Annotated in this window: 15 protein-coding genes and 2 pseudogenes; 7 read left to right on the plus strand and 10 right to left on the minus strand. The window is 67.1% G+C overall.

Features of this window, described 5'->3' with window-relative positions:
• From I6F28_RS34465 to I6F28_RS34490, 6 genes and pseudogenes are all read right to left on the minus strand, one after another.
• Window positions 1-226 (minus strand): annotated as a pseudogene (locus tag I6F28_RS34465) (hypothetical protein); the annotation flags it as partial.
• A 212-nt stretch (window positions 227-438) separates the two neighbouring features.
• Window positions 439-534 (minus strand): annotated as a pseudogene (locus I6F28_RS37670) (sulfite exporter TauE/SafE family protein); the annotation flags it as partial.
• An 89-nt stretch (window positions 535-623) separates the two neighbouring features.
• Window positions 624-1,880 (minus strand): CCA tRNA nucleotidyltransferase, encoded by a 1,257-nt coding sequence (locus tag I6F28_RS34475; RefSeq protein ID WP_225143181.1) that lies wholly within the window; start codon window positions 1,878-1,880, stop codon window positions 624-626.
• Window positions 1,881-1,890: 10 nt separating this feature from the next.
• On the minus strand, window positions 1,891-2,154 hold the full coding sequence (locus I6F28_RS34480; RefSeq protein ID WP_036013774.1) for a DUF6111 family protein: 264 nt from the start codon (window positions 2,152-2,154) through the stop codon (window positions 1,891-1,893).
• On the minus strand, window positions 2,151-2,822 hold the full coding sequence (locus tag I6F28_RS34485) for a CoA pyrophosphatase (RefSeq protein ID WP_057026264.1): 672 nt from the start codon (window positions 2,820-2,822) through the stop codon (window positions 2,151-2,153). Before I6F28_RS34485 ends, I6F28_RS34480 begins: the two co-directional genes overlap by 4 nt.
• Window positions 2,823-2,824: 2 nt before the next feature.
• A complete protein-coding gene (locus I6F28_RS34490) occupies window positions 2,825-3,436 on the minus strand; it encodes a DUF1285 domain-containing protein (RefSeq protein WP_225143183.1) in 612 nt (203 codons plus the stop codon).
• Window positions 3,437-3,704: 268 nt separating this feature from the next.
• Between I6F28_RS34490 and I6F28_RS34495 the strand changes: the two genes are divergently transcribed.
• The 6 genes from I6F28_RS34495 to I6F28_RS34520 all read left to right on the plus strand — a co-directional run bounded on the left by I6F28_RS34495 (window position 3,705) and on the right by I6F28_RS34520 (window position 13,623).
• Window positions 3,705-4,703 (plus strand): AAA family ATPase, encoded by a 999-nt coding sequence (locus tag I6F28_RS34495; protein WP_225143339.1) that lies wholly within the window; start codon window positions 3,705-3,707, stop codon window positions 4,701-4,703.
• Entirely contained in the window at window positions 4,703-5,647 is a 945-nt protein-coding gene (locus tag I6F28_RS34500) for a DUF58 domain-containing protein (RefSeq protein ID WP_036013782.1), read from the plus strand. Before I6F28_RS34495 ends, I6F28_RS34500 begins: the two co-directional genes overlap by 1 nt.
• Window positions 5,644-8,454 carry a DUF4159 domain-containing protein gene (locus I6F28_RS34505; RefSeq protein ID WP_225143340.1) on the plus strand — a complete coding sequence of 937 codons (2,811 nt, stop codon included), beginning with the start codon at window positions 5,644-5,646 and terminating at the stop codon, window positions 8,452-8,454. Before I6F28_RS34500 ends, I6F28_RS34505 begins: the two co-directional genes overlap by 4 nt.
• A gap of 7 nt (window positions 8,455-8,461) precedes the next feature.
• On the plus strand, window positions 8,462-10,525 hold the full coding sequence (locus I6F28_RS34510) for a hypothetical protein (RefSeq protein ID WP_225143342.1): 2,064 nt from the start codon (window positions 8,462-8,464) through the stop codon (window positions 10,523-10,525).
• A gap of 143 nt (window positions 10,526-10,668) precedes the next feature.
• Entirely contained in the window at window positions 10,669-11,076 is a 408-nt protein-coding gene (locus I6F28_RS34515; RefSeq protein ID WP_225143343.1) for a DUF2946 domain-containing protein, read from the plus strand.
• Between the two features lie 144 nt (window positions 11,077-11,220).
• Window positions 11,221-13,623 carry a TonB-dependent receptor gene (locus I6F28_RS34520; protein WP_225143345.1) on the plus strand — a complete coding sequence of 801 codons (2,403 nt, stop codon included), beginning with the start codon at window positions 11,221-11,223 and terminating at the stop codon, window positions 13,621-13,623.
• Window positions 13,624-13,902: 279 nt separating this feature from the next.
• Here the strand turns inward: I6F28_RS34520 and I6F28_RS34525 are convergent, their stop codons facing one another.
• The 3 genes from I6F28_RS34525 to I6F28_RS34535 form a co-directional block, all read right to left on the minus strand.
• Window positions 13,903-14,418: a GNAT family N-acetyltransferase gene (locus I6F28_RS34525; RefSeq protein ID WP_225143347.1), complete on the minus strand. Its 516-nt coding sequence runs from the start codon at window positions 14,416-14,418 to the stop codon at window positions 13,903-13,905.
• Window positions 14,419-14,510: 92 nt separating this feature from the next.
• Complete coding sequence (locus I6F28_RS34530; RefSeq protein ID WP_225143349.1) at window positions 14,511-15,452, minus strand: glycosyltransferase family 2 protein; 942 nt, start codon at window positions 15,450-15,452, stop codon at window positions 14,511-14,513.
• 87 nt (window positions 15,453-15,539) lie between these two features.
• Complete coding sequence (locus I6F28_RS34535; RefSeq protein ID WP_036013806.1) at window positions 15,540-16,031, minus strand: NUDIX domain-containing protein; 492 nt, start codon at window positions 16,029-16,031, stop codon at window positions 15,540-15,542.
• A 108-nt stretch (window positions 16,032-16,139) separates the two neighbouring features.
• On the opposite strand from I6F28_RS34535, the gene I6F28_RS34540 reads away from it, so the two are divergent.
• Window positions 16,140-17,024 (plus strand): metallophosphoesterase family protein, encoded by an 885-nt coding sequence (locus I6F28_RS34540; protein WP_225143366.1) that lies wholly within the window; start codon window positions 16,140-16,142, stop codon window positions 17,022-17,024.
• A gap of 106 nt (window positions 17,025-17,130) precedes the next feature.
• On the opposite strand, the gene I6F28_RS34545 is transcribed toward I6F28_RS34540, so the two are convergent.
• The gene (locus I6F28_RS34545) at window positions 17,131-17,685 is read right to left on the minus strand and encodes a hypothetical protein (RefSeq protein WP_225143351.1); all 555 of its coding nucleotides are present in this window, start codon (window positions 17,683-17,685) and stop codon (window positions 17,131-17,133) included.
• Between the last annotated feature and the right edge of the window lie 38 nt (window positions 17,686-17,723).

Raw genomic sequence — 17,723 nt, forward strand, 5'->3', positions numbered from 1 at the left:
CCGTCCCGGTTGCGAGCGCGCCGGGATCGAAGGTCGCCGTCGGATCGCTCCAGCCATAACCGCCATGCACGCCGGCGTAAAAACCGGTCCAGCTGAATGCGACCGGCGCGGGCGGCGCCTTGGTGTAGGCCCTGGCAAGATCGGCCGCGGAGGCGGCGTGGGAGAGACACACAGCCGAGGCCAGAAGGGCAGCAGAGACGATGGATTTGGAGACAATGGATTTCATGACTTCCCTCGAACGCTGTGCGCGTGACAAGGCGGCACCGCTTAAGCCAAGGTATAGAGGTGGTCTCGCAATATTGCTGTAGCGTCGGCGACACAGCGTGGAACTGCGGAACACGGTTTGTGCGCGCGAAGTTCGCCTGACGCGACGCCGCCAGATTTTCGCGACATCAGATGCTCCTCAGACGCCAAGAACGCCATTTTCAGCCGGCGTCGTTAGACCACGAGCTGCCTCGCCGCTGCCGAGATCATCACCAGCCCGCCGGTGATCACGGCGGCATCGAGGATCGCGGTGCGGATGTGCACCGGCATCGACGAAGGCCTTGGCGAAGAACGCCGGGCACGGCCATACCGAAGCAGAAGCTGCAGAAGCGAGATATCGGCGAAGCCCGAGACGATGGTCAATCTTTCTGGCCGCCTCTGATGCGGGCCACGGCTTGATCGGCGAGCGTAGCGAGCGCGGCTTCTTCCAGCGGGAAATCCGCTGCGAGCCAAGCGTCTTCAGCGAGCGCCAACACATGGCCGAGCGCAGGTCCTTCGGCGAGACCGCGGGCGATGAAGTCGGCGGCCTTCAGCGGAAATTTCGGCGCGGTCCAGCGCTGCGGCAGCTCGGCAAGCGCGCGCCAGCGTATCGAGGTGACGTCGCCGCCGTTGCGTGCCCAGCCAAGCAATACGCGATCGTGATAGCTCTCGGGCCCGAGCCGGTACAGCAAGCGCCGTGCATTGGCTTCGTCCTTGGTGGCGAGGCGCCACCAGCGGTGCCCCATCGAATCCAGCGCCTTGGCCTCGGCATTGGAGAGCCGCAGGCGCACGGCGAGGCGCTTGGCGTCTTCGGTGACGGCGACCGAGAGCGCGGCCAGGCGCCGCGTGCTGCTGGGCCTGAGGCCGAGTTCGCGCTCGATCGCGATCATCGTGTCCAGGGGACCCGTATAGACGACGCCGCCAGTCAACGCCTGCAGCAATCCGCCCTCGGCCATGGCTCGCACGGCCGCAGCCGCACCGCCGGCGACCAGCAGCTTGACCATCTCCATGCGCACCCGCTCGGCCGACAGGCTGGCCAGGCCCGCGCGTCGGCGGATGCAGGCGAGATAGCCGTCCGGGTCGGGATCGCCGGCGCCGAAGGCGGCATGGATGCGGAAGAAGCGCAGGATGCGTAAGTAATCCTCGGCGATGCGCTGGTCGGGATCGCCGATGAAGCGCACGCGCCGCGCTTTGGCGTCGTTGATGCCGCCGACATAATCGTAAACCACACCGCGTGCATCGACCGACAGGCCGTTCATGGTGAAGTCGCGCCGCTCGGCATCCTTCACCCAGTCGCGGCCGAACGCGACCTTGGCCTTGCGGCCGAAGGTTTCGGTATCCTCGCGCAACGTCGTGACTTCATAGGGGTGGGCATCGATCACCAGCGTAACGGTGCCGTGGTCGATGCCGGTCGGCACGCTCTTGATGCCGGCAGCCTTGGCCCGCCGTATCACCTCGTCGGGCAGCGCCGTGGTCGCGATGTCGATGTCACCCGGCGCAAGGCCGAGCAGCGCGTTGCGCACGGCGCCGCCGACCACACGCGCCTCCTCGCCATCGGTGCCGAGCAGCGCCAGGACGCGCGCGGTGCCGCCTGCGGTCAGCCAGGGCGCATCGGCGAGTAAAGGCTCCGCGCTCATGGACCCGCCCCTACTTTTCCGTGCCCGGCACGAGCTTGCCGTCCTCGATATGGGCGGGGACGTAGGTCGAATCCGGCGGCGCGCCGGAGAACTCCGCCAAGCCGATGAGGCCGGCGATGACCAGCACGATCGCCACCAGCGCAAGACGCGCGACGATCGCGACCGGCCATGAGGAGCGTGCGAACACACCGGACCGCGTCGCCGCCAGGAACAGCGCATAGACGGCAAAGGGGATGAGGAAGATTCCGATCTCGGTCAGAACCGTCCGGATCATGACGAATAGATCCGCTCATACAGCACACGCAGCATGCCCGCCGTCGCCCCCCAGATGTAGCGTTCCGCGAACGGCATCGCGTAGTAGGACCGCGGCGTGCCGCGGAATTCCTTGCTGTGCACCTGGTGGTTCACCGGATTCATCAGGAAGGATAGCGGCACCTCGAAGGCATCATCAACCTCGGAATGGTTGATGCTGAGCGAAAAGCCCGGCCTGACCCTGGCAACCGTCGGCAGGATGCGGAAGCCGAAAGCGGTGCCGTAGAGATCGAGATAGCCGAGCGGCTCGACGAAGTCGCGTGCCAGCCCGACCTCCTCCTCGGCCTCGCGCAGCGCCGCATCGAGCGGCGAGGCATCGATCGCGTCGATCTTGCCGCCGGGAAAGGCGATCTGGCCGGCATGGTCGTTGAGATGCGCCGAGCGCTGCGTCAGCAGGATGGTGGGCTCGGGATGGTCGACCACCGCGATCAGGACCGCTGCGGGACGCACCGGCTGCTCGCGCGCGATGATCTCGAGCATCTTGTCGGTGCCGGGATCGCCCGAGGCGGGGATGATGTTGGGATCATAGAGGCCGGGCGGCACGTCGAAGCCGAGCCTCGCCTTGGAGCGGGCGAAGAAATCCGCAGCGCCAAGCGCGACCGGCTCGTTCGTCAGGATAGGGTTGTTCAAATTCAAAGCGCCGCCCTCACCTGCTCCGCATCGGCCATGGCGAAGAACTCGCCGGCCGACTCGACACCGAACATCGGCTGGCCATCGACCATCCGCTCCTCGCCCATGTCAACCAGATCGTAATAGAGCGCGCGCGTCACCTTGGCCCAGAGGTCGGCACGGACGTGCAGATAGGGCGTCAGCCCGCCATCCTCCGCCTGCTCGAAGCGCAGCCGGTGCGCCGCGTCGCAGGTGACCCAGTCGTCGACATTGGTGCGGAAGTGCAGCACGCGATGGCTGCCCTCGCCGTCCTTCTGCATCTCGACCGCCATGAACGGCGCATCGTCGACGCGGATACCGACCTTCTCCACCGGCGTGACCAGGAAATGCTTGTCGCCCTCGCGCTTGAGAATGGTCGAAAACAGCCGCACCAGGGCGGGACGCCCGATTGGCGTCCCCATGTAGAACCAAGTACCATCGGAGGCGATTCGGATGTCGAGATCGCCGCAAAACGGCGGATTCCACAGATGCACCGGAGGCAGGCCTTTCTTGGCGCCTTCGGCATTGGCAGCGCTTTTGGCGGCGGCAGTCAGTCCCTCGAGACCCCGATCGGCGCTCTGCCCTTGGTTCGCCATGGTTTGCCCTGACTTTGTGATTGGCACGATTGGTGCAGGTCTACGTTGTACTTAGGTGCGCGGTTCCATCCGGAATAGCCCGGTGTGGAGGTCGCCACTTCGTGATGCCGTACATACCCCGAAGCCGATAAGGTGGGGATAGGTTAATTCAACGAATACATGGCTTTCCTGCAAGTCTAGCATGGGGCCCATGATCTGGCGTGATGACCTGACGTGACAGGCTGACGATGCAAGCAAGCCGCGTTGCACAGGCTGAAGGAGCAAGCGAATGGCGGAGAGTGTCGAGAAACTCGAGGACGGGATCGTCCGTTCGGCCGAGCAGGTGTCGAGCCAGGTTCGCGCGGCCAAGGACGCGATCGCCTCGGTCATCTTCGGCCAGGATCGCGTGATCGAGAACACGCTGGTCACCATCCTCTCCGGCGGCCATGCGCTCCTGATCGGCGTGCCCGGCCTTGCCAAGACCAAGCTGGTCGAGACGCTCGGCGTCACGCTCGGTCTCGATGCCAAGCGCATCCAGTTCACGCCCGATTTGATGCCCTCCGACATTCTCGGCGCCGAAGTGCTGGAGGAGAGCACCGCGGGAAGGCGCGCCTTCCGCTTCATTGCCGGTCCCGTGTTCGCGCAGCTCCTGATGGCCGACGAGATCAACCGCGCCTCACCGCGCACGCAATCGGCGTTGTTGCAAGCGATGCAGGAGCAGCACATCACCGTCGCCGGCGCGCGTCACGATCTGCCGAAACCCTTCCACGTGCTCGCGACGCAGAACCCGCTGGAGCAGGAAGGCACCTATCCGCTGCCCGAAGCCCAGCTCGACCGCTTCCTGATGGAGATCGACGTCGACTATCCCGACCGCGATGCCGAGCGCCGCATCCTGTTTGAAACCACGGGCGCGGAGGAGACGCTGGCCAAGGGCGCGATGACGCCGGATGCGCTGATCACCGCGCAGCGCCTGATCCGGCGCCTGCCGGTCGGCGATTCCGTGGTGGAAGCAATTCTCTCGCTGGTGCGCTCGGCCCGCCCGGGTCCGGACTCCGGCGAAGCCGGCAAGTTCATTGCCTGGGGTCCCGGCCCGCGCGCCAGCCAATCCCTGATGCTGGCGGTACGCGCGCGTGCGCTGATCGACGGGCGCCTGGCACCCTCGATCGACGACGTGCTCGACCTTGCCGAGCCCGTGCTGAAGCACCGCATGGCGCTGACGTTCCAGGCGCGCGCCGAAGGCCGCACGATTCCGGACGTGATCCGGCAATTGAAGACACGGATCGGTTGATGGCAGCGGAGAACGGGCGGGCAGCGAAGGAGATATTGGCGATCCGACGTGCCGATGGCGAAAGCCGCACGCTCGCCGCTTCGTTGCCGCGCTTGGTGCTCGAGGCCCGCCGCATCGCCGCCAACGTCATCCACGGCCTGCATGGACGGCGCCGCGCCGGCTCGGGCGAAAACTTCTGGCAGTACCGCCGCTTCGTCTCGGGCGAACCGTCGCAGAACGTCGACTGGCGCCGCTCGGCGCGCGACGACCATCTCTACGTGCGCGAGCTGGAATGGGAAGCCTCGCACACGGTCTGGATCTGGCCGGACCGCTCGCCCTCGATGGCGTTCGCCTCGAAGACCGCGCGCGAGTCCAAGCTCGAGCGGACGCTGATCGTCGCCTTCGCACTGGCCGAGCTGCTCGTCGCCGGCGGCGAGCGCGTCGGCATTCCCGGGCTGATGGCGCCGACCGCAAGCCGCAGCGTCATCGACAGGATGGCGCAGGCGATGCTGCATGACGATGCAGACCGACTGAGCCTGCCGCCATCCTTCGTTCCGGCCGCGCTGGCCGAGATCATCGTGCTGTCGGATTTCTGGTCGCCGATCGCCGAGATCAGGACGACGCTCGCCGGGCTGTCCAGCTCCGGCGCGCACGGCACGATGGTGCAGGTGGTCGATCCCGCCGAGGAATCGTTCCCCTATTCCGGCCGCGTCGAGTTCGTCGAGCCCGAAGGTTTTGGCGTGATCACCGCCGGCCGCGCCGAGAGCTGGGCGCAGGATTACACCGCGCGGCTTGCGCTGCACCGCGACCAGATCCGTGCCGAGACCAACAAGCTCGACTGGCTGTTCACGACGCACGCGACCGACCGCTCCGCCGCCGAACTCTTGCTGTTCCTGCATGCCGGCATGCAGGTGAGCAAGTCCGGCGCACGCACCACGACGATCAAGGCGGGGCCTGCCGCATGATGGGATTGCCGCTCGCCTTCACGCAACCGCTGCTCCTGATCGGCCTCGTCAGCCTGCCCGTGCTGTGGTGGCTCCTGCGCGTGATGCCGCCGCGGCCGCGCCGCATCGAGTTTCCGCCGACGCGGCTGTTGTTCGACATCACGCCGCGCGAAGAGACGCCCTCACGGACGCCGTGGTGGCTGACCGCGCTTCGCCTGCTCGCCGCCGCGCTGGTGATCTTCGCCGCCGCCGGCCCGATCTGGAATCCGCAAACGGGCGTCGCCGGGAGCAAGGCGCCGCTGATGATCATGTTCGACGACGGCTGGAGCGCCGCATCGCACTGGGACGTCAGGATCAGGACCGCCGATGAGCTTATCGCCAATGCCGACAATGACGGCCGCGGCATCGCGCTGGTGCCGCTGTCCGAGCCGAACCGCGACATCACGCTGATGCCGGCGGGTGCGGCGCGCGTCGCGCTGCGGCAGCTGGCGCCAAAGCCCTATTCGATCGACCGCGTCGAGACGCTGGCCGCGGTCGACCGTTTCCTCAAGGTCACCGGCGACTGCGAGATCGCCTGGCTCTCGGACGGCGTCGACACCGGCCGCGGCGAGGACTTCGTGGCCGGCCTCGGCAAGACCATCGGCGACCGCAGCCTGACCGTGTTCGCAGGCGGCACCTCCTCGCCGCTGGCCCTGGTCGCCGCCGAGAACGCCGCAGCGAAGATGACGGTGAAGGTGCTGCGCACCGACAGCGGGATTGCGGTCGGCACGGTACGCGCGCTGGACCAGAAGGCGTCGCCGATCGGCGAAGCGCGCTATTCGTTCGGCCCGCAGGACAAGGAAACCGAGGCGGCGTTCGACCTGCCGGTCGAGCTGCGCAACGACATCACGCGGCTCGAAATCTCCGGCGAGCGCTCGGCCGGCGCGGTGCAGCTGCTCGACAAGCGCTGGCGCCGCCGCGCCATCGGCATCATCTCGGGCGCGACCAGCGAGACCGCGCAGCCACTGCTGGCGCCGACCTTCTATCTCACCCGCGCGCTGGCGCCGTTCGCCGACGTCCGGCTCGCCGACAAGGGCTCGCCGCAGCAGGGCATCACGCAGTTCCTCGACCAGAAGCTGCCGATGATCATCCTCGCCGATGTCGGCACCATCGCCCCCGAGCTGCGCGAACGCCTCAATGCCTGGGTCGACCAGGGCGGCGTGCTGGTGCGGTTCGCTGGGCCCCGGCTGGCACAGGCGGAGGACGACCTCGTGCCGGTCAAGCTGCGCAAGGGCGGCCGCACGCTCGGCGGCAGCCTAACCTGGGAGAAGCCGCAGCATCTCGCCTCCTTCGCCGTCGATGGCCCGTTCGCCGGCGTCGCGGTGCCCAAGGACGTCACCGTGAGCCGCCAGGTGCTGGCCGAGCCCGACGCCGTGCTCGCCACCAAGAGCTGGGCCTCGCTGGAAGACGGCACGCCACTCGTCACCGGCGAACATCGCGGCAAGGGCCTCGTCAGCCTGTTCCACGTCAGCGCCGACATGCGCTGGTCGGATCTGCCGATGTCGGGCACCTTCGTCGAAATGCTGCGGCGGGTGGTCGACATGTCCGGCTACACCGCGAAGCCAGGCGCTGGCGTTGCCGGCGAAGCGACCGCTGAGACCGTGGCGCCGCTGCACATCCTCGACGGATTTGGCGCGTTCGGTCCGCCGCCCGCGACGGCCAAGCCGCTTCCTGCGGATTACCGCGACCGCGCCACATCAGATCATCCGCCCGGCTTCTACGGCCCGGCAGAAGGACCGCTCGCCGTGAACACGCTTGCCAGCGCCGACCGCATCGCCGCCCTGAACACCGCGAGCCTCCGCGCCCGGCACGCCACCTACACCAATGCCGAGCCGCGCGATTTGCGCGGCTGGCTGCTGTCGACGGCGCTCGCGCTGTTCCTGATCGACGCCATCATCATCGCGGTGCTCGGCGGCGGCATTGCCGCGCTGCTGCGCCGCCGCGCCGCGCCCGCGATGATCGTGCTGGTCCTGCTCGCGGGATTCGCGGCGCTCTCGCCGGCGCCGTCGCGCGCCGACGGCGTCACGGACGAGTTCGCGATGAAGTCGGTGTCGCAGACCCGCCTCGCCTATGTCGTCACGGGCAATGCGGATGTCGATTCCATCGTCAAGGCGGGAATGAACGGGCTGACGCTGTTCCTGGCCCAGCGCACGGCGCTCGAGGCCGGTGATCCCGTCGGCGTCGATCCCGCGCGCGACGAGCTCGCGTTCTTCCCGCTGATCTACTGGCCGATCGTGCCGGGCGCGCCGAAGCCGCCGCAGGACGCCATCAACAAGATCGACGTCTACATGAAGCAGGGCGGCACCGTGCTCTTCGACACCCGCGACGCGATCGAGGCGCCGCCCGGCGCCAACGGCGCGGCGCAGACCCCAGCGATGCAGACGCTGCGCGAGATCCTGTCCTCGCTCGACGTGCCCGAGCTCGAGCCGGTGCCGCGCGAGCATGTGCTGACCAAGACCTTCTATCTGCTGCGCGACTTCCCCGGCCGCTTCACTGCCGGCCAGACCTGGGTCGAGACCTTGCCGCGCGAAGACGACGATGAGAGCGCGCAACGGCCGGCACGCGGCGGCGACGGCGTCTCCCCAATCATCATCACCTCGAACGACCTGGCCGGCGCCTGGGCGGTGCGGCCCGACGGACAGGCCATGCTGCCGGTGACCGGCGGCGACCCCCGCCAGCGCGAATTCGCCTACCGCGCCGGCGCCAACATCGTGATGTACACGCTGACCGGCAACTACAAAGCCGACCAGGTGCACGCTCCGGCGCTGATCGAACGGCTGGGGCAATAGGATCGACATGAACTACGGTATCGCGTTCACACCGCTTGTTCCTACCATCGTGCTGTGGCTCGCGCTCGCCGCGATCGTCATTGTCGCGCTCGTGCTGCTGGTGGCGCGCGCGCGCGGGGCCGCGGTGCGCGTGGCCGCGCTGGCGCTGTTCCTGCTGGCGCTCGCCAATCCCTCCTTCACCCGCGAGGACCGCGATCCCCTTACCTCGGTCGCCGCTGTTGTTGTCGACAAGAGCCCGAGCCAGAACTTCGGCAACCGCAATCGCGAAGCTGCGCAAGCGCAGGAGGCGCTGGTCGACAGCCTGAAGAAGATCAAGGGCCTCGAGGTCCGTGTCGTCGAAGCCGGACAGGCCGACGGCGAGACCGACGGCACCAAGCTGTTCGGCGCGCTGGCCTCGGCCTTGGCGGACGTCCCGGTCGACCGCGTCGCCGGCGCGTTCCTGATCACCGACGGCCGCGTCCACGACATTCCCGCGAACGCCGCCGCGCTCGGCTTCCAGGCGCCGGTGCACGCGCTGGTCACGGGCCAGAAGGACGAGCGCGACCGCCGCATCGCGATCACCGCCGCGCCGCGCTTCGGGATCGTCGGGCAGAGCCAGACCATCTCCTACCGCCTCGACGACCAGGGTGTCACCGGCGAGCGCGCCAGGGTCACGGTCCGCCGCGACGGCGAGGTCATCAACGAGCGCACGCTCTCCAGCGGCCAGGCCGCGAGCGTCGACGTCGACATCAAGCATGCCGGGCCGAACATCGTCGAGATCGAGGCCTCGCCGCTCGAACGCGAATTGACGCCGGTGAACAATCGCGCCGTCGTCGCCATCGACGGCGTGCGCGACAAGCTGCGCGTGCTGCTGGTCTCGGGCGAGCCGCATTCGGGCGAGCGCACCTGGCGCAACCTGCTCAAGTCCGACGCCAGCGTCGACCTCGTGCATTTCACCATTCTGCGCCCGCCGGAGAAGCAGGACGGCACGCCGATCAACGAATTGTCGCTGATCGCGTTTCCGACCCGCGAGCTGTTCCAGCAGAAGATCAACGAATTCCAGCTGATCATCTTCGACCGCTATGCCCGCCAGGGCGTGCTGCCGATCCCCTATTTCGAGAACATGGCGCGTTACGTGCGCGCAGGCGGCGCCGTGCTGGTCTCGGCCGGCCCCGACTATGCCTCGAACAGCAGCATCTGGCGCACGCCGCTCGATTCGGTGCTGCCGGCCGAACCGGTCGGCGTCACCGAGAAGCCGTTCTATGCGCATCTGTCCGACCTCGGCAAACGCCATCCCGTCACGCGCGGGCTGGAAGGCTCCGCCAGCGAGCCGCCGCGCTGGAGCCGGTTCTTCCGCACCGTCGATACCCGCAATGCGGTCAACCCGCCCGTCATGACCGGCGTCGACGGCAAGCCGCTGCTGTTCCTGTCGCGCTTCGGCGAGGGCCGCGTCGCGCTCCTGCTGTCCGACCACATCTGGCTGTGGGCGCGCGGCTATGAGGGCGGCGGTCCGCATCTCGACCTGCTGCGGCGGATGTCGCACTGGCTGATGAAGCAGCCTGATCTCGACGAGGAGGCGTTGCGCCTCCAGGTGCAGGGCAAGGACCTCGTCGTGGTGCGTCAGACCATGGCGGACAGCGTCCAGCCCGTCAGCGTGACATCGCCGTCGGGCGTGTCGCAGGATCTGACGCTGAGCGCCGGCGATCCCGGCGAGTGGCGCGCCAGCCTGCCGGCGAGCGAGCTCGGCCTGTGGCAGGCCACCGACGGCACGCTGAAAGCGCTGATCAATGTCGGCCCGACCAATCCGAAGGAATTTTCGGAAGTCACCTCCACGGTCGATACGTTGAAGCCGCTGACACAGGCGACGGGCGGCGATGCCGTGCGCGTGGCTACTAGCTCGAGCGTCGAGCTGCCGCGCATCCTGCCGGTGCGCTCGGTCGGCATGTTCCACGGCGACGGGTGGATGGGTGTGCGGATGCGCGATGCCAGCGTGGTCAAGGGCGTCGGCGTGCTGCCGATCTTCTCCGGCCTGATCGGCCTGCTGCTGCTGCTCGGCGCATTTGCGGCGACCTGGGTGCGCGAGGGGCGGTAGTTGCCCGAACGACACATCGGCTTGGCGGCTTGCATGCGCCGATCCCCCCGCCGTTGACATCGGTGAACCGGTCGGGCGATGTTATACTATAACATCGCGGCGTCCTGGGATTGACGCCTCGGTGTGGGGGTGGCGTTTTCCAGATGAAGTGGTTCCGGTCGAATAGCAGGCACGGCGCCCGGCTCGCGTTGTTCGCGATGCTGGTGCAGCTCGCGCTGACGTTCGGCCACAGCCATTGGTTCGCGCAGGCCGCGCCTTTTGCTCAATCATCGGTCCAGCACATCGAAGGCGGCGCCAAGGACGTTGCAGCAACCGACGGCGCCGCCGTCGAGAAGCAATCGCCCTCAAGTCCCGAGCGCGAGCATTCGCGCGACGAGAGTTGCGCCATCTGCGCCATCATTGCGATGGCGGGCACGATCGTGTCGGCGACGCCGCCCGTGCTGTTGCTGCCGCAGGCGATCGAGCTGCTCCGGCGCAGCCTCGACGCCGAGTTCGCTCATCTGACATCGGCCCGCACGGCGTTCCAGCCGCGCGCCCCTCCTGCGTCCTGACTCCAACGCTTGATCACACCCAGCCTCGCCGCACATCGGCAAGTGCCTGGGAGAAGTTGAAGTCGAATTCCGTCGCGTCGCGACGGCAGGCCGCCTCCGATCAGCAGAGCATCATCCGGACGGCGCCTGAGTGGAATCAGGACCATGTCATTTCAATTGCGACGCGCGCAGCGCCTTGGCGGAGCAAGCCTGCTCCTGCTCGGCGCCGCCGCCACATCCGCGTTCGCCCAGGACTCGGCACAACGACCGGCACAACAGCCGGCACAAGACAAATCGTCGACCGAGCTCCCCGCCATCACCGTAACGGCGCCAAGCCCGATCGTACGCAGAGCAGTGGTGCCGACCCGCAACGCAGGCCGCGGCACGCGGACCGCGCGGGTGCGCAGCCGCGAGCAGGCAGCTGAAGCGGCACCGGCAGCTCCCGTGCCCGCCGCGCCTCAGCAAGGCGTGCTGCCTGTTGTGACCGATCAATTTGCGACCGTCACCGTGGTGCCGAACGAGGAGATTCGGCGCAACGGCGGCGGCACGCTCGGCGATCTCCTGTTCTCCAAGCCCGGCATCACCGGCTCTGAATACGCACCCGGCGCATCCAGCCGCCCGATCATTCGCGGGCTCGACACCAACCGGGTCGGCATTATCGAGAACGGAACAGGCAGCAACGGCGCGTCCGATCTCGGCGAGGATCACTTCGTGCCGATTGATCCGCTGGCAGCCACCCAGGTCGAGGTCATCCGCGGACCGGCGACGCTGCGCTACGGCTCCACCGCGATCGGTGGCGTGGTCAGCGCAACCAACAATCGAATTCCGGATGCCTTGCCGTCCTGCACGGCGCCCTTTCCGACTTACGGACTCCCGACCAAGGCGCCGCTGGCAAACGTGGGATCGCCGGGCTGCATCACCGCGGAAACGCGGACGGCCGTAACTTCGGTCGATCGCGGGACCGAAGGTGCCGTGCTGCTCGATGCCGGCGGCGGCAACTTTGCCTTCCACGCCGATGCCTTTGGCCGCAAGGCCGGCGACTACAACATCCCGAGCTATCCGTTCTTGACGGACCCGACGCTGCCGTTCAACGGACGCCAGCCGAATTCGGCATCGCAGGCCTACGGCGGATCTGTCGGCGGCTCCTACATCTTCGACGGCGGCTACGTGGGCGCGGCGATCACGCAGCACAACGCGCTCTATCACATTCCCGGTATCGAGGGCAGCGAGTTCCTGACGCGGATCGACGGACGACAAACAAAGTTCACGACAAAAGGCGAGTATCGGCCGGATGCGGCGGCGATCGATGCGATCCGGTTCTGGGCCAGCGCCACCGACTATAAGCACGATGAGGTCGGGCTCGCCGACTCTGCCGACCTCGGCTCCCTCGGCGTGAGACAAACCTTCACCAACAAGGAACAGGAAGGCCGCGTCGAGGTGCAGCTTGCGCCGTTCGACGTCCGCTTTGCTGCGCTGACCACCGCTGTGGGCGTCCAGGCGTCGCACCAGAAGCTGACCGCGCCGAGTCCGGACGATCCAGGCAGCCCGATCAACGGACTGTTCGATCCGAACAAGAACACAAAGGTCGCCGGGTACATCTTCAATGAGTTCAAGTTCAGCGAAGCTACCAAGGCCCAGATCGCCGGGCGCGTCGAGAGCGCAAGGTTGAGCGGCACGGCGCCGGCCTTCGTCCCCGATGTGTTCGACCTCGCCGTCGATCCGGCCGCGATCGGCCCCGCAACAGCGGTCAACCGCAACTTCACGCCGGTGAGCGGGAGCATCGGCCTGATCCACAACCTTCCTTGGGATCTGGTCGCCAGCGTCACCGGCCAATATGTCGAGCGTGCGCCGAAACCGGCGGAATTGTTCTCGCGCGGCGGCCACGATGCCACCACCACGTTCGACATAGGCAATCCCAATCTCGGCATCGAGACCGCCAAGTCGGTCGAGGCGGGACTGCGACGGGCAGTGGGGCCGCTTCGCTTCGAAATCACCGGCTACTACACCAAGTTCAACGGCTTTATCTACCGGCGCCTGACCGGCAACACGTGTGAGGACGGCGTTTGCCAGCTTGGCGCTGGCCTCGAACTGAATCAGGCGGTCTATTCGCAGCGCGACGCGACATTCCGGGGCGGCGAATTCCAGTTCCAGTACGACGTGATGCCGGTCTGGAACGGGATCTGGGGCATCGAGGGTCAATACGACATCGTGCGCGCGACCTTCGACGACGGCACTAACGTGCCACGCATTCCGCCCCAGCGGCTGGGCGGTGGTGTGTACTATCGCGACGCCGAATGGTTTGCCCGGATCAACCTGCTGCACGCGTTCGCGCAAAACGACATCGCACCGATCGCGGAGACGCCGACGCCCGGCTACAACCTGCTAAGGGCCGAGGTCAGCTACAAAACGCAGCTCGATCAACGTTGGTTCGGCGCGCGCGAGATGCATGTCGGGCTCGTCGGCAACAACCTGTTGAACGAGAATATCCGCAATGCCGTCTCCTTCAATAAGGACCAGGTGCTGTTGCCCGGCATCGGCGTCAGGGCGTTCGCGAACTTCAAGTTCTAGGTAACGACACGCGCCGTCATTGCGAGGAGCCCTTGCGACGAAGCAATCCAGACCGCCTCCGCGGAAAGACTCAGGATTGCTTCGCTGCGCTCGCAATGACGGAGTATGACGCGCGCAGCCGCGCGTCTTCTCGACGGTCTCTTAGCCGGATGAGATACGAGCAGTGTCGTAGCCCGGATGGAGCGTAGCGTAATCCGGGGTTCTCTCGTTGCGGAAGACCTTCCCGGATTGCGCTGCGCTCCATCCGGGCTACGGCGTTTCCAACGACGCGCGCCGCTCCTATGTCCGCGCTTTGCTCCAGTCCGGGCCGACCGCGCCCGACACGCCCTCGAAGGCGCCGTCGACGAGCTCGAACACCAGGATGCGCGCGGCATCGACGGGACCCGGCATGGTGACGCGGCCCTTGGCGACCTGCTTGAAGCCGACGCGGCTGTAGTAGGGCTCGTCGCCGACCAGCAGCACGAGGCGGTGGCCTTTTTCCCTGGCGTCCTTCAGCGCGCGCTCCATCAACTGACGGCCGATGCCGCGATCGCGGAACGGCGGCTCGACGGTGAGCGGCCCGAGCAGCAGCGCCGGCGTTTGGCCGATCAGAATCGGCAATTGCCTGACGGAGCCGACCAGGAGCGTGCCGATACGGGCCGTGAAGGACAGTTCGAGCAGATGGTCGACGTGCTCGCGGATCCGGTAGGCGCTCAGCACGAAGCGGCCGGGGCCGAAGGTGCGTTCGTGCAGCCGCTCGATCGCCTGAGCGTCGCCGGCGGCTTCGGGAAGAATGGTCAGTGAGAGATCGTTCATGTCAATTCGCGGAGTAGCACTTGCGCCTGCGAAGGTCCATGGGCGGCGGCGGTGCCCCGTTTACCTCCCGGCGGGCGAAGTGCAAGCCTGGCTCAACCTGCGTTCCGTTTCGACGCCGGCTGGGACAGATAGGCCAGCATCTTCATCTCCCGCCGCCCTCGCGTCACCGTATCGAGCACGAGCCCTGACGACACCGACAGCAAGGCCATGATCATCAGGCCCATCGACAGCACGGCAGTGGGCAGGCGCGGCACGAGGCCGGTTTCGATGAAGGTGATCACGATCGGAATCGCGAAGATGATCGACGCCAGCGCCAGCAGGATTCCGATCACCGTGAAGAAGCGCAACGGCCGCTCGCTGCGATAGAGCTTCAGCATGGTGCCGAGGATGCGAAAGCCGTCGCGCCAGGTGTTGAGCTTGGAGAACGAGCCTTCGGGGCGCGCATAATAGGGCGTCTCGACCTCGGCAACCGGCAGCGACAATTCCAGCGCATAGACCGCAAGCTCGGTCTCGATCTCGAAGCCGTCGGAGAGGACGGGAAAGGATTTGACGAAGCGGCGCGAGAACACCCGGTAGCCGGACAGGAGGTCCTTGAAAGCGTGGCCGAAGGTGTCGGACAGGAAGCCGGTCAGCATGCGGTTGCCGGTGCGGTGGCCGAGCCGGTAGGCAGCCTGGACCTGATCGACGCGAAGCCCGACCACCATGTCGAGATGCTCGTCGAGCAGCTTGTCGATCATGATGGGTGCGCTCGGCGCATCGTAGGTGGCATCGCCATCGACCAGCACATAGACGTCGGCCTCGACGTCCGCGAACATGCGGCGCACGACGTGGCCCTTGCCCTGTCGGCGCTCGCTGCGCACGATCGCACCGGCTTCGCGCGCGACCGCGGCGGTCCGGTCGCGCGAATTGTTGTCGTAGACGTAGATCTCCGCCGCGGGCAGCGCCTTGCGGAAATCGGCAACGACGGTCGCGACCGCGGCCTCCTCGTTGTAGCAGGGCACCAGCACCGCGATGCGAAGTTGCGTTGAGCTCATCAGGGCAGCACTCCGAGGCTTGTCGGCTCGCGCCCGAGCGGCGTGGCCTGCCGTGCGCGTCGAGCGGGTTACTAGCACAAGCCGCCCTCAGCGCCACGTCGCAATAACGGGCCTGCCATCGAGCACTTCGGCGATTCGCAGCCGCGTGCCGGGCGTGGTGCCCTCGGGCAATGCGGCATTGTCGAAGAACCCGCATTCGACGATCTCGCGGTTGGGCTCAGGGACGCGGTCCTGCCTGAACTGCCTGACCACGTAGACCGCGACGTGGTCGCGGCGGGAGACGTGGCTGTTGAGGAAGACGCCGTGCAGGATCGCCTCGCCGGTCAGATCGATGTCGCCCTCCTCCTTGAGCTCGCGCCGCAACGCCTCTTCCATGGTCTCGCCGAAATCGACGCCGCCGCCAGGCAAATACCAGCCGCTGACGTAGCTATGCCTGACCAGGAAGACGCGATTGTCGGCATCCAGCACCACGGCACGGACGCCGAGCGTCATGCCGCGGACGAGCAGGAAATAGCCGTGCAAGAACCGCCGCAGCAGCGGCTCGGCCTTCCGTCGGGCTCGGTTCAGACGTTCTCCCATCAGGCTCCTTGACGCCCCCTGTTTCAGGCCCTGCTTGCGCGGGGCGCGCGACCTTGCCATTACAGCGGAGCAATAGCGAGGCATTCGCGCGCCATGACTCCCTTCACGCTGGCTCCCTTCACGCTCGCCCACCTGTCCGATCCGCATCTGGCGCCTTTGCCGAAGCCGCGGCTGATCGAGCTCGCGGGCAAGCGCGCGTTCGGCTATGTCAACTGGACGCGCAACCGCCACAAGTACCAGCGCCGCGAGGTGCTCGACGCGCTCGTCGCCGACATGAAGGCGCAGGCGCCCGACCACATCGCAGTGACGGGCGATCTCGTCAACCTGGCGCTTGAGGCGGAGTTCGCACCGGCGCTGGCCTGGCTCGAAAGCGTCGGCCCGCCCGACCGCGTGACCGCGATCCCCGGCAATCACGACGCCTATGTCAGCGCGACGCGTCATCGCTTCGGCGAGACGTTCCTGCACTACATCGCCGCGGACACACCCGGCGGCGCAGCCTTCCCAGCGGTGCGCCGGCGCGGGCCGCTTGCCCTGATCAGCCTGTCCACGGCGGTGCCGACCCTGCCGCTGATGGCGACCGGCACGCTCGGGCGCGATCAGCTCGCCGCGCTTGCGGAGGTGCTCGAGCGGCTCGCCGCGGAAGACGTCTTCCGCGTGCTGCTGGTGCATCATCCGCTGAAGTCCAGCGCGCGGGCGAAGCGGATGACGGACGCGCCGGAATTGCTGGGACTGTTGAAGCGCCACGGCGTCGAGCTGGTCCTGCACGGGCACGACCACATTCATTCGACGATGTGGTTCGAGGGTCCGAACGGCAACATTCCCGCGCTCGGCGTGCCGTCGGCCTCCGCGCTGGCGCACGGACGTTATCCGGCGGCGGCGTACAATCTGTTCACCATCGAGAAGGACAATGCCGGCTGGCGCTGCGAGCAGACGGTGCGAAGCCTCGGAGCTGGATTTCAGATCGGACAGATCAAGCATGTGCGGTTGATTTAGTCCCCGGTCGTCATTGCGAGCGCAGCGAAGCAATCCAGGAATCTCCGCGGAGGCAGTCTGGATTGCTTCGTCGCAAGGGCTCCTCGCAATGACGGCGGAGAGAGCCTCACCAGTTCCGCAAGACTGCCAGCACTGCAAGTCCGAACAGCGCGGCCGCGCCCAGCACGAAGCCGAACACGAACGGCCACAGGCGCGAGCGGCGCGGCGGCGCGGCGGCCGGGGCCTGCGGTTCGGGCGCGACCACCATCGCCCGCTCGCGCTCGACCATGCGGCGCGCGACATAGCCGGTGACGGCCTCGACGATCACGGCGGTGTCGTGCGATTCGGCGAGCACGATGCGGCCGAAGCGGGTGTCCTGGACGAAGCGGTACATCCGCTTGTCGCGGCCCATCACGATGTGGGCGACGACGTCGATCCACAGCCGCGGCGTATCGCCCTGGCTGATGCCGCGGTCGAACAGGTCGATCTGATTAGGCACCTGCGCGAACAGGGGATCGAGCGCGTCGTTGAGGATCTCGAGCCGTGCCACCTCGGCGTCGCGCAAATCGACGACGACGCCGGTGCGGTCGGCCGCCTCGATCCGCGCGCGCAGCAGCGCATCGCGCAGCCGCACCGGGCGCGGCTGGCCGGGATCGGTCCCGCTGGTCTCGGGCTCTGACATTGTCGGCCTCGTCCTCGACTTATCCCCATTAACCTATC

Origin of the sequence: Bradyrhizobium sp. NBAIM14 (assembly GCF_020193895.1) — a bacterium.
Taxonomy (GTDB): Bacteria; Pseudomonadota; Alphaproteobacteria; order Rhizobiales; family Xanthobacteraceae; genus Bradyrhizobium; species Bradyrhizobium yuanmingense.